Source organism: Pseudomonas sp. GV071, assembly GCF_003050835.1.
In the GTDB taxonomy this organism is placed as follows: Bacteria; Pseudomonadota; Gammaproteobacteria; order Pseudomonadales; family Pseudomonadaceae; genus Aquipseudomonas.
In genome coordinates this window covers 95,306-110,449 of record NZ_QAOJ01000007.1, presented here as the reverse complement: position 1 = coordinate 110,449, position 15,144 = coordinate 95,306, and the positions used below count along the sequence as shown (strand labels likewise).

General features: G+C 62.5%; 13 protein-coding genes. 9 read left to right on the top strand and 4 right to left on the bottom strand.

From position 1 onward, the window contains the following. Positions 1-612: 612 nt before the first annotated feature. Positions 613-1,317 carry an endonuclease gene (locus tag C8K61_RS14935; RefSeq protein ID WP_108097062.1) on the top strand — a complete coding sequence of 235 codons (705 nt, stop codon included), beginning with the start codon at positions 613-615 and terminating at the stop codon, positions 1,315-1,317. A 6-nt stretch (positions 1,318-1,323) separates the two neighbouring features. Here C8K61_RS14935 and chrA read toward each other — a convergent pair whose 3' ends face one another. The 3 genes from chrA to C8K61_RS14920 form a co-directional block, all read right to left on the bottom strand. Then, positions 1,324-2,652, bottom strand: a complete 1,329-nt coding sequence (chrA, locus tag C8K61_RS14930; RefSeq protein WP_108097061.1) for a chromate efflux transporter — start codon at positions 2,650-2,652, stop codon at positions 1,324-1,326. A 21-nt stretch (positions 2,653-2,673) separates the two neighbouring features. After that, positions 2,674-3,957: an arsenic transporter gene (locus tag C8K61_RS14925; protein WP_108097060.1), complete on the bottom strand. Its 1,284-nt coding sequence runs from the start codon at positions 3,955-3,957 to the stop codon at positions 2,674-2,676. Between the two features lie 95 nt (positions 3,958-4,052). After that, complete coding sequence (locus C8K61_RS14920; protein ID WP_158272514.1) at positions 4,053-5,447, bottom strand: DUF1254 domain-containing protein; 1,395 nt, start codon at positions 5,445-5,447, stop codon at positions 4,053-4,055. A gap of 174 nt (positions 5,448-5,621) precedes the next feature. Between C8K61_RS14920 and C8K61_RS14915 the strand changes: the two genes are divergently transcribed. Both C8K61_RS14915 and C8K61_RS14910 read left to right on the top strand, forming a co-directional pair. Beyond that, positions 5,622-6,206, top strand: coding sequence for a DUF4166 domain-containing protein (locus tag C8K61_RS14915; protein ID WP_108097058.1), 585 nt, complete (start codon positions 5,622-5,624; stop codon positions 6,204-6,206). Beyond that, the gene (locus tag C8K61_RS14910) at positions 6,203-6,730 is read left to right on the top strand and encodes a WG repeat-containing protein (protein WP_108097057.1); all 528 of its coding nucleotides are present in this window, start codon (positions 6,203-6,205) and stop codon (positions 6,728-6,730) included. Before C8K61_RS14915 ends, C8K61_RS14910 begins: the two co-directional genes overlap by 4 nt. Here the strand turns inward: C8K61_RS14910 and C8K61_RS14905 are convergent. After that, positions 6,727-7,278, bottom strand: coding sequence for a DUF1003 domain-containing protein (locus tag C8K61_RS14905; protein ID WP_108097056.1), 552 nt, complete (start codon positions 7,276-7,278; stop codon positions 6,727-6,729). The two genes, C8K61_RS14910 and C8K61_RS14905, sit on opposite strands and share 4 nt — an antisense overlap. Positions 7,279-7,546: 268 nt before the next feature. On the opposite strand from C8K61_RS14905, the gene dnaX reads away from it, so the two are divergent. From dnaX to C8K61_RS14875, 6 genes are all read left to right on the top strand, one after another. Then, complete coding sequence (dnaX, locus tag C8K61_RS14900) at positions 7,547-9,634, top strand: DNA polymerase III subunit gamma/tau (protein ID WP_108097055.1); 2,088 nt, start codon at positions 7,547-7,549, stop codon at positions 9,632-9,634. A 27-nt stretch (positions 9,635-9,661) separates the two neighbouring features. Continuing rightward, on the top strand, positions 9,662-9,988 hold the full coding sequence (locus C8K61_RS14895; protein WP_108097054.1) for a YbaB/EbfC family nucleoid-associated protein: 327 nt from the start codon (positions 9,662-9,664) through the stop codon (positions 9,986-9,988). 203 nt (positions 9,989-10,191) lie between these two features. Next, the gene (recR, locus tag C8K61_RS14890; RefSeq protein ID WP_108097053.1) at positions 10,192-10,791 is read left to right on the top strand and encodes a recombination mediator RecR; all 600 of its coding nucleotides are present in this window, start codon (positions 10,192-10,194) and stop codon (positions 10,789-10,791) included. A 78-nt stretch (positions 10,792-10,869) separates the two neighbouring features. Next, entirely contained in the window at positions 10,870-11,391 is a 522-nt protein-coding gene (locus tag C8K61_RS14885) for a sigma-70 family RNA polymerase sigma factor (RefSeq protein ID WP_108097052.1), read from the top strand. Beyond that, positions 11,388-12,350: a FecR domain-containing protein gene (locus C8K61_RS14880; protein ID WP_108097051.1), complete on the top strand. Its 963-nt coding sequence runs from the start codon at positions 11,388-11,390 to the stop codon at positions 12,348-12,350. Before C8K61_RS14885 ends, C8K61_RS14880 begins: the two co-directional genes overlap by 4 nt. A gap of 221 nt (positions 12,351-12,571) precedes the next feature. Beyond that, positions 12,572-15,052 carry a TonB-dependent siderophore receptor gene (locus tag C8K61_RS14875; RefSeq protein ID WP_108097050.1) on the top strand — a complete coding sequence of 827 codons (2,481 nt, stop codon included), beginning with the start codon at positions 12,572-12,574 and terminating at the stop codon, positions 15,050-15,052. The last annotated feature ends 92 nt before the right edge of the window (positions 15,053-15,144 follow it).

Here is a 15,144-nt window from a genome sequence, read left to right as displayed (position 1 = left end):
GCGAGGGGAGGTGAGGGGACGAGTACGGGATGAACGTAGTTCATAGGTTTAACTCCACTACTAATTTGGGAGCTATCACCCATCGCTGCTAAACGAAGAGGGTGGCAGCCGTACGCGGGTTAGCAGACCGGTTAGTAGTCACCCGGCGCACCCGAGGGTGCCCCACGTACGACCGCCATAAGACGAAACAGCAAACACAATAAGCGCATTTGCTGAGTCGGTAGGAGGTCGCTTGGTTGCTACTAAATCCGAGCTGCTAAACCCGGTCGCAGAGTTGATTCAGCGACAGCGGGACTATAAAAGCGCGCTCGACAGACCCACAACCAGCAACCAGAGCGTTACGACGTTTCCTACGGCACAAGCATCCTAGCCGGGCGGCTTTAGTTCAGCAAAGCGCTCGCCTGGTAATAAGCATCGCGGCTAAAGCCGCTCCTACAGATCGCACAACCCGTAGGAGCGGCTTTAGCCGCGATGCTTGTGACGTTCGGGCCGCCGCGAGACATAGCTAATCTGCCACCATTGAATAGTCCTACAGCTTTGTAGGAAGATTACGAAACACCTGTATGCGTATACAGGTTTCGCCGTCTTCCTCGCTGCCAAGGACACGCCCCGATGTCGCGTTGTTTGTTCCTGCTCTGCCTGCTGTTCACCACCACCTTTACTCTCACCACCACCGCCCACGCCGCTGCCCCCCGCACCTTTGCCGAAGCCAAGAAAGCTGGTTGGAAGCTGTATGCCGCCAATCCGGTGGAGTTCTATTGCGGCTGCCGTTTCACCGGCAACAAGGTGGATCTGAAAAGCTGCGGGTATGTGCCGCGCAAAAATGCCCAGCGGGCTTCGCGTATCGAGTGGGAGCACATTGTGCCGGCCTGGGTGATTGGCCATCAGCGGCAGTGCTGGCAGAAGGGCGGGCGTTCCAATTGCTCGCGTTCGGACCAGACCTATCGCCTGGCCGAAGCCGATTTGCACAACCTGGTGCCGAGCATTGGCGAGGTCAACGGTGACCGCAGTAACTTCGGCTACGGCTGGTTGCCGCAGAAGCCCACGCAGTACGGCGCCTGCCCGATGGTGGTGGATTTCAAGGCGAAAAAAGCCATGCCCCGTCCGCAGGTGCGCGGCATGGTGGCGCGTACCTATTTTTATATGAGCGAGCGTTACGGCCTGCGCCTGTCCAAGCAGGACAAGCAGATGTACGCGGCGTGGAACAAGCAGTACCCGGTGAAACCCTGGGAGCTGGCGCGCAATCAGAAAGTGGCGTGCGTGATGGGCCGCGGCAACCCCTATGTCGGCAAGGTCGACCTCAAAGCCTGCCGCTGAAACTGCTCACCACAGGTGCACGGCCAGCCCGAGCAAGGCGCAGCTGGCCAGCACCTCAATCACGCCGCGTTTGAGCGGGAACAGCGCAATGAAGGCCCACAGGGCAATCAGCGCCGAGGCCCAGTCGAACTGCCCGGCAAAGCCCTCTGGCCACAACACGTGGTAGGCGAAGAACAGCGCCAGGTTGACGATTACTCCCACCACCGCTGCGCTGATAGCGGTGAGTGGGGCGGTGAAGCGCACCTGGCCGTGGGTGGACTCCACCAACGGGCCGCCGATGAGAATGAACAGAAACGACGGCAGAAAGGTGAACCAAGTGACCAGGCAGGCCGCCACGGCGCCGGCGAGAAACAGCGCGTCCGGGCCGAATACCTGTTTGCCGTAGCCGCCGACGAAGGCGACAAAGGCCACCACCATGATCAGCGGGCCGGGGGTGGATTCACCCAAGGCCAAGCCATCGATCATCTGCCCCGGGTTCAACCAGCCGTAGTGGTTCACCGCGCCCTGGTAGATATAAGGCAGCACTGCATAAGCGCCGCCGAAGGTGAGCAGGGCGGCTTTGGTGAAGAACCAGGCCATTTGCGTGAGGGTGCCGTGCCAGCCGAACAGCGCGGTTAGCGTTGCCATCGGAACACACCAGAGTACGGCTGCGATGACCAACAAAACCAACAAGCGGTGCAGCTTGAAGCGGGCGTGGGACGGCGTGGGCGTGTGATCGTCGACCAGCGCCGGACCATAGCTGTGCGGGTTGCCGCCGCTGTGGCCGCCAAGGCTGAACAGTTCCGGCCGCCAGCGCCCGCCCAGCCAACCAAGCAGACCGGCGCCGAGTACGATCAGCGGAAAGGGCACCTGCAGGGCAAATATCGCCACAAAGGCGCCGGCCGCCACGGCCAACAGCCAGGGATTTTTCAGGGTGCGCGAGCCGATGCGGTGAGCGGCGTGCACGACGATGGCGGTGACTGCCGGCTTGATGCCGTAGAGCAGGCCAGCCACTGCCGGTGTTTCGCCAACACTCATGTACAGCCACGACAGCGCGATGAGTAGCAGCAACGACGGCAACACGAACAAACCGCCGGCAATCACCCCGCCCCAGGTGCGGTGCATCAGCCAGCCGATGTAGGTGGCCAACTGCTGGGCTTCCGGGCCGGGCAGCAGCATGCAGTAGTTCAGGGCATGGAGAAAACGCCGCTCGGAAATCCAGCGCCGGCGCTCCACCAACTCCTGGTGCATCAGGGCGATTTGCCCGGCTGGGCCGCCAAAGCTGACCAAACCCAGTTTCAGCCAGAACCAGAAGGCCTGCGCCAGGCTGACGGGTTGTGGGGGCTTGTCCGTCATCCATTATTCACTCTGAAGGGCTTACCAACTGAGCCGCCACGCCAGGGCCGCGAGGGTGATCAGCAGCACCGGCAAGGTCAGCACAATGCCGACTTTGAAGTAGTAACCCCAGGTGATGCGAATACCTTTGCGCGCCAGCACGTGCAGCCACAGCAGGGTGGCCAGGCTGCCGATGGGGGTGATTTTCGGGCCCAGGTCGCAGCCGATCACGTTGGCGTAGATCATCGCTTCACGCACCACGCCGGTGGCGGCGGAGTCCTGAATCGACAGGGCGCCAATCAGCACGCTGGGCAGGTTATTCATCACCGATGACAGCAGTGCGGTGCTCAGCCCGGTGCCAATGGCGGCGGCCCACAGACCATGGCCGGCAAAATAGTCGAGCAATTGCGTGAGGTAGGCGGTGAGGCCGGCGTTTTTCAGGCCGTACACCACCAGGTACATGCCCAAGGAAAACACCACGATTTGCCACGGCGCATCGCGCAGCACGCGGCGGGTGGAAATCACATGACCGTGGGCAGCCACCGCATACAGTGCTGCTGCGCAAATGCCGGCGATCACGCACACCGGCACGCCGAGTGGCTCCAGGGCGAACAGGCCGACCAGCAATACCACCAGCACACCGACGCCGACGGCGAAGGTCGGCCGGTCGCGAATGGCGTCGGCCGGTAGCTTGAGGTCAGCGGTGGCATAGCTCAGCGGAATGTCGCGGCGGAAAAACAGGTAGAGCACCGCCAGGGTTGCGGCAACGCTGACCACGTTCACCGGCACCATCACTGCGGCGTAGTCGTTGAAACTCAGTTTGAAGTAGTCGGCCGAGACGATGTTCACCAGGTTCGACACCACCAGCGGCAGGCTGGCGGTATCCGCGATGAAGCCAGCCGCCATGACGAAGGCCAGGGTGGCGGCCGGGGAAAAACGCAGCGCCAGCAACAGGGAAATCACGATGGGCGTGAGGATCAGCGCCGCGCCGTCGTTGGCAAACAGCCCGGATACCGCCGCGCCGAGCAACACGGTAAAGGCAAATAAACGCCGGCCGTTGCCCCGTGCCCAGCGCGCCACATGCAGCGCCGCCCATTCGAAAAAGCCGGCTTCATCGAGGATCAGGCTGATCACGATCAGGGCGATAAAGGTTGCCGTGGCATTCCACACAATCGCCCACACGGTGGGAATGTCGTGCCAGCCGACCACGCCGAACGCCAGGGCGAGCAGCGCCCCGACACTAGCCGACCAGCCGACGCCGAGACCTTTGGGTTGCCAGATAACGAGGAGCATGGTGAAAGCAAAGATGGCGAAGGCGACCAGCATGGGATTACTCAAATAAGAAGATCAAAAGCTCGAGGCTGAAGCCTCGATTCCTGCAAACGATAAATGCTGAAGACTTCAGCCCGCTTGGGCCCGCTTCAGGGCAGCACTGTAATCGCAGGCGGCTTCCATTGGCCATTGGCGACTTCAGGTTTCGGCTCATACAAGCGCAGCACGCCGTAGAACGGCCCCGGTGGCACCGGCAGCCAGTTGCTTTCCATGGCGATGCCGGGAGACAGGCGTTGCAGGTGCAGGGTCAGGCCGCCGTCGGGGTCGCGTTGCAGGCGGTCGAGCATGCGCGAGTTGACCAGGTAGCGGTTGAGGCGGTTGTCGATCAGCAGTTGAGTGTTGGCGTCGTACAGGGTCAGCGACCAGAAGGCGTCCACCGGCGGCAATTGGTCTTTGCCAAAGTGCAGGCTGTAGCGGGTGCGAATGCCGTTGAGTGGGCGCTGGTATTCGTCGTTGAAATAGCCAATGAAGTTGGCTTCCTCGGCCGAGGCGGCGAACAGGCCCACGGCGGCACCGGCATAACGCGCCAGGTAGTTGTTGGCCAGGTGTTCGCGGTCGCCGAACAGCTCGGTGGTGGGGATCTGCCCGCTGTCCACTTCGGCACTTTTGAAGGTGGCGAACTCCGCGCGCGCGTCGTTGATGCCGGCTTGCAGGGCGTTGTATTGGTTAGCGGTCAGGCGGTCCGGGTAGAACGGCTGGTCGCTGTTGATGCCGATGCGCGCCAGGCGCCGGCGCAAGGCCACTTCGGTGGGGTGCGGCGGGGCGAACTGCAAAAGGAAATCTATCAGCCGGAACACGTCGGGCGTGGGGCTTGGGTCGGGGCTGGGCACCGGCCAGTCGAGCTTGGCCGCGGTCGGCCGCGCTTCCAGTTTCAGGTAGCGGCTCAGGGTTTGCAGGGTGTAGCCCTGTTGCACCTGGCGCATCTTGGCCATGTCGCGGGCGTCGAACAATTGGGTGCGGTACAGGGCATAAACGAGGCTGCTTTCGCTGCGCACGACTTCGTCGACGTTCTCTGGCGTGGGGCCTTGCCAGTCCGGGCCGGCAATCAGGTAGCGGCCGCCCTTGCTGCCGGTGGTACGGCTGCCGAGGTAGGCGAAATTCTGGGTGAAGATATCGCTCAGTTGCACCGAGAAATACCGTTCGCTGTCCACCGCCGGCAGGGTCAGGATGATCGGCTCGGCACGCAGGTCGAGCCAGGCGAAGGAGTAACGGGTGTCCGGAATCGGCGACTGCACGGCAGTGGTCTTGCCGTTGTAGACGTCGGTGTTGTGGGCAATGCGATTGAGTGGCGCCTGGTAGGCCGTGCTCTCGGTATCAATGGCCTGGATATAGAGGGTTTTGTACATCTCCAGCATCGGGTAGCCATAGATGTAGGCCTCCTTGGCGATGGCTTCAGCCTCCAGCGGTTCCACCTTGACCTCGGCCCGGGCCACCACGGCGAACGCCAGGCCAAAGCAAAACGCGAGCAGGGCGTGTGATTTCATGCAGGGCGCCTGTTGAAGAGGGGAATGGCCGGCGCGAGTGCGCGGCCTTGGCAGAAAGGTAGACCGGGTTGTGACGGTTTCACAGCTTGTGCAGCAAAAACGCTGCGGACCATTGCCGGGGCTCGCTGGCATCTGGGATAAAGAGCGGCGTCCAGCGAATGGGGTTCCGTTTATATGCCTGCTACTGCTGTTTCCTCCTGGTTTGGCCAGGACTTCACCCAACTGCACCCGCTGCTGCAGCAACTGCACCTGGATGGCGGCACGCTCAGCGGCACTGTCGAACTGGATTTAGCAGCCGGTTTCGCCGGCTGGGTGGGGCGGCGGTTGGCGGCCAAACTGGGCATTCCGAGCGAGTCGGGGAGTTATCCCTTCGAGGTTCACATCGAACATCGCCAAGGCCAGTTGCTCTGGTCACGGCTCTTCGCCCAGAGCCACGCCATGCTCTCGGTGTTCGAGCCAGTCGGCAGCCATGCCAGCGGTTACTGGAGGGAGGTCACCGGCGCTACCGAACTGCACTTGCAGGTGGATATCCAGGACGGCGGCTGGCACTGGCGCTGCGTCGGCATGCACCTGCATGGCGTGCCGTTGCCTTTGTGGTTGGCGCCACGCACCCGTGCTTATAAAGAAGTGGAAGGCGGCGCCTACCGGTTTTACGTGGGCTTTTCCTTGCCGCTGCTCGGCACCGTGCTGTCCTACAGCGGCCTACTGCAGGCTGAATTGCTCAACGCCAACCCGGCGTTACTGGCAGGTGCGCAATGAAGACGTCAATAGCATTACTGCTGTGCCTGCTCACGTGCCCGGCGTGGGCCGAAACCTTTGACCTGGCCTGCTTCTACAGCGCCGCCGACAACGACGAAGGCCTGGCCAGCTACCCGCACTGCGCGCGCCGCGACGGCGACACCTATCGCCTGGCCCCCGAGCACTTGCAACGCCTGAGCTTCGACGATAACGGCCTGGCCAGCGCCGCCATCGACGGCGCGATGTTCTACATCAAAGCAAGCGGCGCCACCCTCAAAGTGCTGACCTTCGACAACGGCGCCGACTACTTCGAAGAAGGCCTGACCCGCGCCTGGGTCAACGGCAAAGTGGCGTACTACGACAAAGACTTCAATCAGGTGATCGCACCGATCTACGACTGGGGCACCCCCTTCGCGGATGGCCGGGCCGAGGTGTGCCAAGGCTGCAGCCGTGGCCCATCCGATGGCGATGGGCATTGGGCGATGGAGGGCGGTAAGTGGGGCGTGATTGATCGCAGCGGTAAGGTGGTTGAGCCGCTGCGTTAGTCCGCGGCTTTTTCGGCCAGCCGTTCGCCGCTCTCCAGCTTGCTCAGAATGCGGTCCAGCCGTTCGGTGATCGCCAGGTCGATTTTCTCGTGCAGGCGCATGATCTCCAGTTCTGCGCGCAGGTTCACTTCGAAGTCCAGGCTGGCGGCCAGGCGGTCTTTGGAGGCCTGGCGGTTCTGGCTCATCATGATGATCGGCGCCTGAATGGCGGCGACGGTGGAGAGCATCAGGTTGAGGAAAATGTAGGGGTAGGGGTCGAAGGCCATGCCGAAGTGCGCGAGCACGTCGGTGTTGAGCAGCATCCAGCCGAGCAGAATCACCGAGAAACCGATGATGAAACTCCACGAGCCGCCAATTTCGGCGACCCGGTCGGACAGGCGCTGGCCGTAGGTGGAGGCGTCGTCGGCCACGTCGGCAGCGTCACGGCTGACCGGGCGGTGGTCGGTCATGTGCTCCAGCACGTTGACCTCTTCGGGTTCGAGGTCGGCGCCATCCTTGCCGAGAAAACGGGTAGCCAGGTGGTCCAGGGTTTTTTTCGTGGCAGCCATAGCGAAGGTGTCCGTAGCAGGGAGGAGGGTGGCCAGCAGCTGGAGTCAGGGTGTGCCGAATGGCGGTGGTGCGGCGGTTAGAGCGGGTGGCAACGGCCGAGTTCAGTGACCGCCTGACGGGTTTTTACCACGCGCCTGCGCGAAAAGCCTTGCCCTCAGGGTAGGCGTAAACCCGGCCTGCCGGGCTGTGTGCCAAGCCGGATGCATTTTGCCCCGTGCTCCGCTAGGATTAGCCCCACTTCTTGCCCCCCAGTTGCGACGGTTTTCGATGAGTTATCAGGTTCTTGCACGTAAATGGCGTCCGCGCTCGTTCCGCGAAATGGTCGGCCAGACCCATGTGCTCAAGGCTCTGATCAACGCCCTCGACAGCCAGCGCCTGCATCACGCCTACCTGTTCACCGGTACCCGCGGCGTGGGCAAGACCACCATCGCGCGGATCATCGCCAAGTGCCTGAACTGCGAAACCGGCATCAGCTCTACCCCCTGCGGCACCTGTTCGGTGTGCAAAGAGATCGATGAAGGGCGTTTTGTCGACCTGATCGAAGTCGACGCCGCCAGCCGCACCAAGGTAGAAGACACCCGCGAGTTGCTCGATAACGTGCAGTACGCACCGAGCCGTGGGCGCTTCAAGGTTTACCTGATCGACGAAGTGCACATGCTCTCGTCTCACTCGTTCAACGCCTTGCTGAAAACCCTCGAAGAGCCGCCACCCCACGTCAAGTTTCTGCTGGCCACCACCGACCCGCAGAAGCTGCCGGTCACCATCCTCTCCCGTTGCCTGCAGTTCTCGCTGAAGAACATGCCGCCGGAGCGGGTGGTCGAGCACCTCACCCACGTGCTGGGTGTGGAGCAAGTGCCATTCGAAGACGACGCCCTGTGGCTGCTCGGCCGCGCCGCCGATGGTTCGATGCGCGATGCCATGAGCCTCACCGACCAGGCCATCGCCTTTGGTGAAGGCAAGGTAATGGCCGCCGATGTGCGCGCCATGCTCGGTACCCTCGACCACGGCCAGGTTTACGGCGTGCTGCATGCGTTGCTGGAAGGCGATGCGCGCGGCTTGATCGAAGCGGTGCGCCACCTCGCCGAACAAGGCCCGGACTGGGCCGGCGTATTGGCTGAAATTCTTAACGTATTGCACCGCGTCGCCATTGCCCAGGCCTTGCCTGAGGCGGTGGACAACGGCCAGGGCGACCGTGATCGCGTGCTGGCACTGGCGCAAGCCTTGCCGGCCGAAGACGTGCAGTTCTATTACCAGATGGGCCTGATCGGCCGCCGCGATTTGCCGCTGGCGCCGGACCCGCGCGGTGGCTTCGAGATGGTGCTGCTGCGCATGTTGGCCTTCCGCCCGGCGGATACGGGCGATGCGCCGAGGGTGGCACTAAAGCCACTCGGGATTAGCCAGGCCACTGCTGATCCCCGACCCAACCCAGTGGCCGGCGCGGCTATGGCTGCGCCGGTTGCGGCTATTGTTGCTGCTCCGGCTCCAGCTCCAGCTCCAGAGCCTGAACCGGTTGCGCCTGCGCCTGTCGTGGTGGCGGAGCCTGTGGTTGCAGCCCCGGTTGTTACGCCTGCGCCTGTCGTGGCTGTAGCAGAGCCCGAGCCTGTTGCTGCCGTCGCCGAACCCGTTGCTGCAGCCCCGATTGATTTGCCCTGGGAAGAGCAAAAGCCGGTCGCTGTTGTGCCGGTCCCCGAACTGATCAACGTACCCGCCGAAATTGCGCCAGCGCCACTGGTCCCTGCACCCGCTCCGGTGGCCGTGCAAACCGAAGCGGCCGTGGTCATCAACACCCCGGCCGGTGTCAGCGACGACGATGACGACGAGCCGCCGCTGGGCGATGACGATTACTACGTGGCCGAAGGCGAAACCGACGCCTACCTCGACGCCCTGGATTCCATGGGCATCGAAGCGCCTGCGCCGGCCGACCTCGCGCCATTGCCCGCCGCCAAACCGGCCACTGGCCTGGCGGCTGAATGGCTGGAGCTGTTCCCGCGCCTGGGCATTACCGGCCTGACCGGTAGCATTGCCGCCAACTGCAGCCTGGTGGCGGTGGAGGGCGACACCTGGACCCTGCACCTGGACCCCGGCCAGAGCGCGCTCTTTAATGCGACCCAGCAGCGCCGTCTGAACGATGCCCTGGATGCTTACCACCAGCGCCCGATCAAGCTTGAAATCGAGTTGCGTACGCCGGAGCAGGAAACCCCGGCCCAGGCCGCCGCGCGCAAACGGGCCAACCGCCAGCGCTCGGCCGAGGCGTCGATCCATGACGACCCGCTGGTGAAAGAAATGATTCAGCAGTTCGCCGCGATCATTCGCGACGGCACCATTGAGCCCGTCGACGCCCCCGTAGCGTCTTGACCCATTTACTAACTTGAGGTGATTCCCATGATGAAAGGTGGCATGGCCGGCCTGATGAAGCAGGCGCAGCAGATGCAGGAAAAAATGGCCAAGATGCAGGAAGAACTGGCCAACGCCGAAGTGACCGGCCAATCCGGCGCCGGCCTGGTCAGCGTGGTGATGACCGGACGTCACGACGTCAAGCGCATCACCCTGGATGACAGCCTGATGCAAGAAGACAAAGAAGTACTGGAAGACCTGATCGCTGCCGCCGTTAACGATGCAGTGCGTAAGGTCGAAGCCAGCAGCCAGGAAAAAATGGGCGGCATGACTGCCGGTATGCAGCTCCCACCTGGTTTCAAAATGCCCTTCTGATTGTTCGGCGCGCCCAGTCGATGCACATGGCGGCGTTGCCGATGAACTCGGAATCCTCATGGGCTACAGCCCACTGCGGTTCCTCGTCCACCAGCGCCTTGCCCTGTACATCGCCTGAACGCGTCGGGTGCCGATATCTGCGAACTGATGTTTGCAGGAATCGAGGCTGATCTTCTGTTTATCTTCACACCGGACCTTGCGCCATGAGCTTCAGCCCGCTGATTCGCCAGTTGATCGATTCCCTGCGCATTTTGCCCGGGGTAGGGCAGAAGACTGCCCAGCGCATGGCGTTGCAGATGCTCGAGCGTGACCGTAGCGGTGCGTTGCGTCTGGCCCAGGCGCTGACCCAGGCGATGGAAGGCGTCGGCCATTGCCAGCAATGCCGCACCCTTAGTGAGGATGCGGTGTGCCAGACCTGCCTCGACCCGCGCCGCGACGACAGCGTGCTGTGTGTGGTGGAAGGGCCGATGGATGTGAATGCGGTAGAGCAAACCGGTTTCCGTGGGCGCTACTTTGTGCTCAAGGGCCACCTGTCGCCGCTCGATGGCCTGGGCCCGGAAGCCATTGGTGTACCGGAGCTGCTGGCGCGCATCGAGGCGGGCAATTTTGCCGAGGTGATTCTGGCCACCAACCCCACGGTGGAAGGCGAAGCCACAGCGCACTACATCGCCCAGTTGCTCAGCAACAAAGGCCTGATCGCTTCGCGTATTGCCCATGGCATGCCGCTGGGTGGCGAGCTGGAGTTGGTGGACGGCGGCACCTTGGCCCATGCTTTGGCGGGGCGTCGACCGATCAATCTGTAGAATTTCGCTGGTATCCACTACGTGGAGCTAGTAATTCGCACTTGAGAGGAATTACCATTTGCGCACTTTTCCTGGGCGATGGTCTTTCTGGTGCATTCTTCGGCGGCTGAGCAATCCCTGCAGCAGTTGTACAGCGAGCATCACGGCTGGCTGAACGCCTGGCTGCGCAAGCGTTTGGGCTGCGCGCACAACGCCGCCGATCTGGCCCAGGACACCTTTATGCGGGTGCTGGCCAAGGACAGCGAACTGCCAGCCATTCGCGAGCCGCGCGCCTACCTGTCGACCATTGCCCACTCCCTGATGGTCAATTTCTGGCGCCGCCAAGCGATTGAGCGCGCCTACCTCGACGCCCTGGCCTTGCAACCCGAGCAATACGCGCCCTCGCCGGAGGAGCGCGAGCTGATCATGGAAACCCTGTTGGCCATCGACGCCATGCTGCTGCGCCTGCCGGGTAAGGTGCGCCAGGCATTTTTACTGTCGCAGCTGGATGGCCTGACCTACGCGGTGATTGCCGAGCGCCTGCTGGTGTCCGAGCGCATGGTGAAGAAGTACATGGCCCAAGCCATGCTGCACTGCCTGCTGCTGGAGCAAGCTGGATGAAAGCGCCGGCTCTGGATTTTGCCGTGCTGCAACAAGCGGCCGACTGGTTTGCCACCTTGAGCGGGGGCGCGGTCAGTGAGCCGCAGCGGCAGGCTTGGCGTCTGTGGCTGGCCGCCAGCCCCGAACATGCAGCGGCCTGGCAGCGGGTGGAGGCCATCAGTGGCCAGTTCGAACGGCTGCCGAGTGAGCGCCGTCGGGCGGCGGGGCAGGCCCTGAGCGCGGCGGGCAGCAGCCGACGGCGCGCCATTGGCATGTTGGCGCTGCTTTGCGGCGGCGGTCTGCTCGCCCTTGCCACGGCGCGGCGCAGTAGCCTGCAAGCCTGGGTTGCCAGTGAACGCACGGCCATCGGCGAGGTGCGTGAAACCCGTCTGGCAGATGGCACCCAGCTGTGGCTGAACAGCAATAGCGCCGCCGATATCGACTACACCGCCAACCTGCGCCGCGTGCAGCTGTTCCGCGGTGAAGTGTTGATCGAGAGTGCCCACGACACCCTTGTGCCGGCGCGGCCGCTGGTGGTCGACAGCCAGCAAGGGCGCATGCGTGCGCTCGGTACCCGTTTCAGCGTGCGCCAGGGCGACGGCTACACCCAGCTCAGCGTGTTTGAAGGCGCGGTGGAAATCACCCAGGCGCCGGCCTTGGCGCCGCACGTGATCAACGCCGGCCAGCAAGTGCGTTTCAGCGCCGACGGCGTGGCTGCCGTGCACGCCGCCGAGCCGGGGCGCCAGGCCTGGAGCAAAGGCGTGCTGCTGGCCGACAACATGCGCCTGGAAGACTTTATTGCCGAGCTGGCCGATTACACCCCCGGCTACCTCGGCTGCGACCCGCGCATTGCCGATTTGCGTCTGGTCGGCGCCTACCCGCTGGCCGACCGAGAAAAGATTTTTGCCGCCCTGCAAAGCAGCCTGCCGGTGCGCGTGAGCCGCCGTACCCCGTGGTGGATCACAGTGGAGCCGAATTAACGGCAACGACGCCTAACCTATGGCGTTCGCGTCTCCTTGTGGGAGGGGCTTTAGCCGCAAGCTCTTGAGGTCAGAAGCGTCGCGGCTAAAGCCCCTCCCACATAGCCGTCGTAAGGCGAAAAATATTTTTGCCATCGTGGTTCCCCTTTTTGCCGTTCGCTTGGCCTCTGGTGCATAGGGCATGCGCAGCGCGTGCAGCCACCCACCAAACGGAAACCTCCATGGCGTCGAATTCCTTCCTGATGTCCACCCCTGCCTGCCGTCTGCGCCCGGCCGTGCGCATTGCATTGCTGGCGCTGCCGCTGGCCGCTGTGCAACCGCTGCTGGCCCAGGCCTCTGACCCGGTTGCCGCACAACAGGCGGTTCGTGGCTACCAGATTCCGGCTGGCCCGCTGTCCTCGGCCCTGAGCCGTTTCGCCGGGGAGGCAGGGGTGTTGCTGTCGGTGGATGGCCGTCTGACCGAAGGCAAAACCACCCAGGGCCTGCAGGGTGCCTACGGTGTCGATGAAGGTTTTGCCCAACTGCTGTCCGGCAGCGGCCTGAGCGCAGGCCGTGACGGGCAGGGCGGTTACACCCTGAGTGCCAGCGGCGATGGCTCGGCGCTGGAGTTGCCCGCCGCGTCGGTAAAAGCCTTCGCCCTGGGCAACGCGCTGGGCAGCATGGAAGGCTACAACGCTACCCACAGCAGCGTGGCGACCAAAACCAGCAAGGCACTGGTGAAGACTACCCAGAGCGTGTCCGTGGTAACCAACGAGCAAATCGCCAAGCAGGGTTCGGTTACGGTCTCCGAAGCGATACGTTATACCCCCGGTGTGCTGACCAATCCCTATGGCAGTACCCACCGTTACGACTACTTGGCCATGCGCGGCATCAACGATGGTTCGGTGGACAACATCATCATCGATGGCCTGAAATCCATGGGCGACCCAGGCTCGTATTCCAGCCTGCAAATCGACCCTTACTTCATCGAGCGCATCGACGTGCTCAAAGGTCCGTCCTCGGTGCTTTACGGTCGCAGCAACCCCGGCGGTCTGGCCTCGTTGACCACCAAACGCCCGGAATTTACCCAGTCGGGGCGCTTCGATCTGTCGGTAGGCAACAACGACTACAAGAGCACCGGCTTTGATGTCACTGGCCCGCTCAACGAGAACATTGCCTACCGCCTGGTGGGTATGGCCAAGGACACCGATACCCAGGTCGACCACGTCGATGAAACCCGTTACGCGCTGATGCCAAGCCTGGCGCTGAACCTCGACGAAGACACCTACCTGAATCTCTATGCCTATCTGCAACACGACCCCAACGGCGGCTACCACGGCAGTGTGCCGGCGTCGGGCACCCTGCACACGCGCAACGGCCAGCGGATTTCCTCGAGCTTTTTCGAGGGTGATCCGAGCGTGGAGAATTTCAATCGCACTCAGCAGATGCTCGGTTATGAGCTGGAACACCGTTTCGACGACGTGTGGAGCGCGCGGCAGAATTTCCGTTATCTGGATGCCGAGGTAGAAAACAACCAGGTGTGGGGCAGTGGTTATCTGAGCCCGACCAGCAACGCTCTGTACCGCGGATACAGTGGCGGCGATGAGAGCCTGCATGCCTGGATCGTCGACAACATGCTGCAGGCCGAATTCTTCACCGGTGCCATGCAGCACACCGTGCTCACCGGCCTGGATTACCAGTACTCGAAAAACCATGTGGTTTACCAGCAGGACTACACCTCGGTGAACTCGGTCGATGTGTTCAACCCGGTTTACACGCCCAACGGCCTGTCCGCTCTGACCACCGCCAGCGATGCCTTGCGCCGGCAGAAACAAACCGGTCTGTACCTGCAAGACCTGATGGAACTGGGTGGCTGGAATTTCTCGCTGGGCGTGCGCCAGGATTGGTATGACGTGTCCATCGACGACGATGCACAGAGCACCAAGGACGCCAACCGGGGCGACAACTTCAGCGGCCATGCTGGCGTGCTCTATGCCTTTGAGAATGGCTTGTCGCCCTATATCAGCTATTCCACCTCGTTCAACCCGACCTCCAACTATTCCGACGGCGCGCAGATTCTCAAGCCCACCACCGGCAAGCAGTGGGAAGCCGGCCTGAAGTTCCAGCCGCCCGGTACAGACGATCTGTACACCCTCTCGTTCTTCACCATCGAGATGGAAAACCTGTTCGCCAAGGAAAACGACTTCAGCCTCGACTACGAATACAAGGGCGTCGGCGGTATCGACTCCAAGGGCATCGAGCTGGAAGCCCGTGTGCACCTGACTCCGCAACTGCAACTGATGGGCAGCTACACCTACAACAAGGTCGAGTACAGCAAGTCGTACTTCGTCTTCGACGCGCTGGGCGGGGTGGAAGATGCCAAGGGCAACACGCCGTACCAGACCCCGGAGCACATGGCCAATGTCTGGGCTGACTACACCTTTGCCGGCGACCTGTTGGCCGGCTTGTCCATTGGTGCGGGTGCCCGTTACACCGGCTCCAGCTATGGCAGCGATCTCAACGACTTCAAGGTGCCGTCTTACACGCTGTTTGATGCATCGGTCAGCTACGACCTGAGTCAAGTTGGCCTCAAAGGCACGTCGGTACGCCTGAACGCCAACAACCTCACCGATGAGTACTATGTGGCCAGCTGTTACTCGGCAAACTCCTGCTATTTAGGTGAGGAGCGCACAGTAGTGGCGACGGTTACTCAGCGCTTTTAAGTCTCGAGCAGATGATCCGTGCAGGAGCGGCCGGTCCGGCGCTCCGATTAGCCGCGATGTTTTTGATTTTCTCAAAGCATCGCGGCTAATCG

Coding starts and splice junctions, on each gene's coding strand:
- C8K61_RS14935 (WP_108097062.1), top strand. CDS start 613: ATGTCGCGTTGTTTGTTCCTGCTCTGCCTGCTGTTCACCACCACCTTT.
- chrA (WP_108097061.1), bottom strand. CDS start 2,652: ATGACGGACAAGCCCCCACAACCCGTCAGCCTGGCGCAGGCCTTCTGG.
- C8K61_RS14925 (WP_108097060.1), bottom strand. CDS start 3,957: ATGCTGGTCGCCTTCGCCATCTTTGCTTTCACCATGCTCCTCGTTATC.
- C8K61_RS14920 (WP_158272514.1), bottom strand. CDS start 5,447: ATGAAATCACACGCCCTGCTCGCGTTTTGCTTTGGCCTGGCGTTCGCC.
- C8K61_RS14915 (WP_108097058.1), top strand. CDS start 5,622: ATGCCTGCTACTGCTGTTTCCTCCTGGTTTGGCCAGGACTTCACCCAA.
- C8K61_RS14910 (WP_108097057.1), top strand. CDS start 6,203: ATGAAGACGTCAATAGCATTACTGCTGTGCCTGCTCACGTGCCCGGCG.
- C8K61_RS14905 (WP_108097056.1), bottom strand. CDS start 7,278: ATGGCTGCCACGAAAAAAACCCTGGACCACCTGGCTACCCGTTTTCTC.
- dnaX (WP_108097055.1), top strand. CDS start 7,547: ATGAGTTATCAGGTTCTTGCACGTAAATGGCGTCCGCGCTCGTTCCGC.
- C8K61_RS14895 (WP_108097054.1), top strand. CDS start 9,662: ATGATGAAAGGTGGCATGGCCGGCCTGATGAAGCAGGCGCAGCAGATG.
- recR (WP_108097053.1), top strand. CDS start 10,192: ATGAGCTTCAGCCCGCTGATTCGCCAGTTGATCGATTCCCTGCGCATT.
- C8K61_RS14885 (WP_108097052.1), top strand. CDS start 10,870: ATGGTCTTTCTGGTGCATTCTTCGGCGGCTGAGCAATCCCTGCAGCAG.
- C8K61_RS14880 (WP_108097051.1), top strand. CDS start 11,388: ATGAAAGCGCCGGCTCTGGATTTTGCCGTGCTGCAACAAGCGGCCGAC.
- C8K61_RS14875 (WP_108097050.1), top strand. CDS start 12,572: ATGGCGTCGAATTCCTTCCTGATGTCCACCCCTGCCTGCCGTCTGCGC.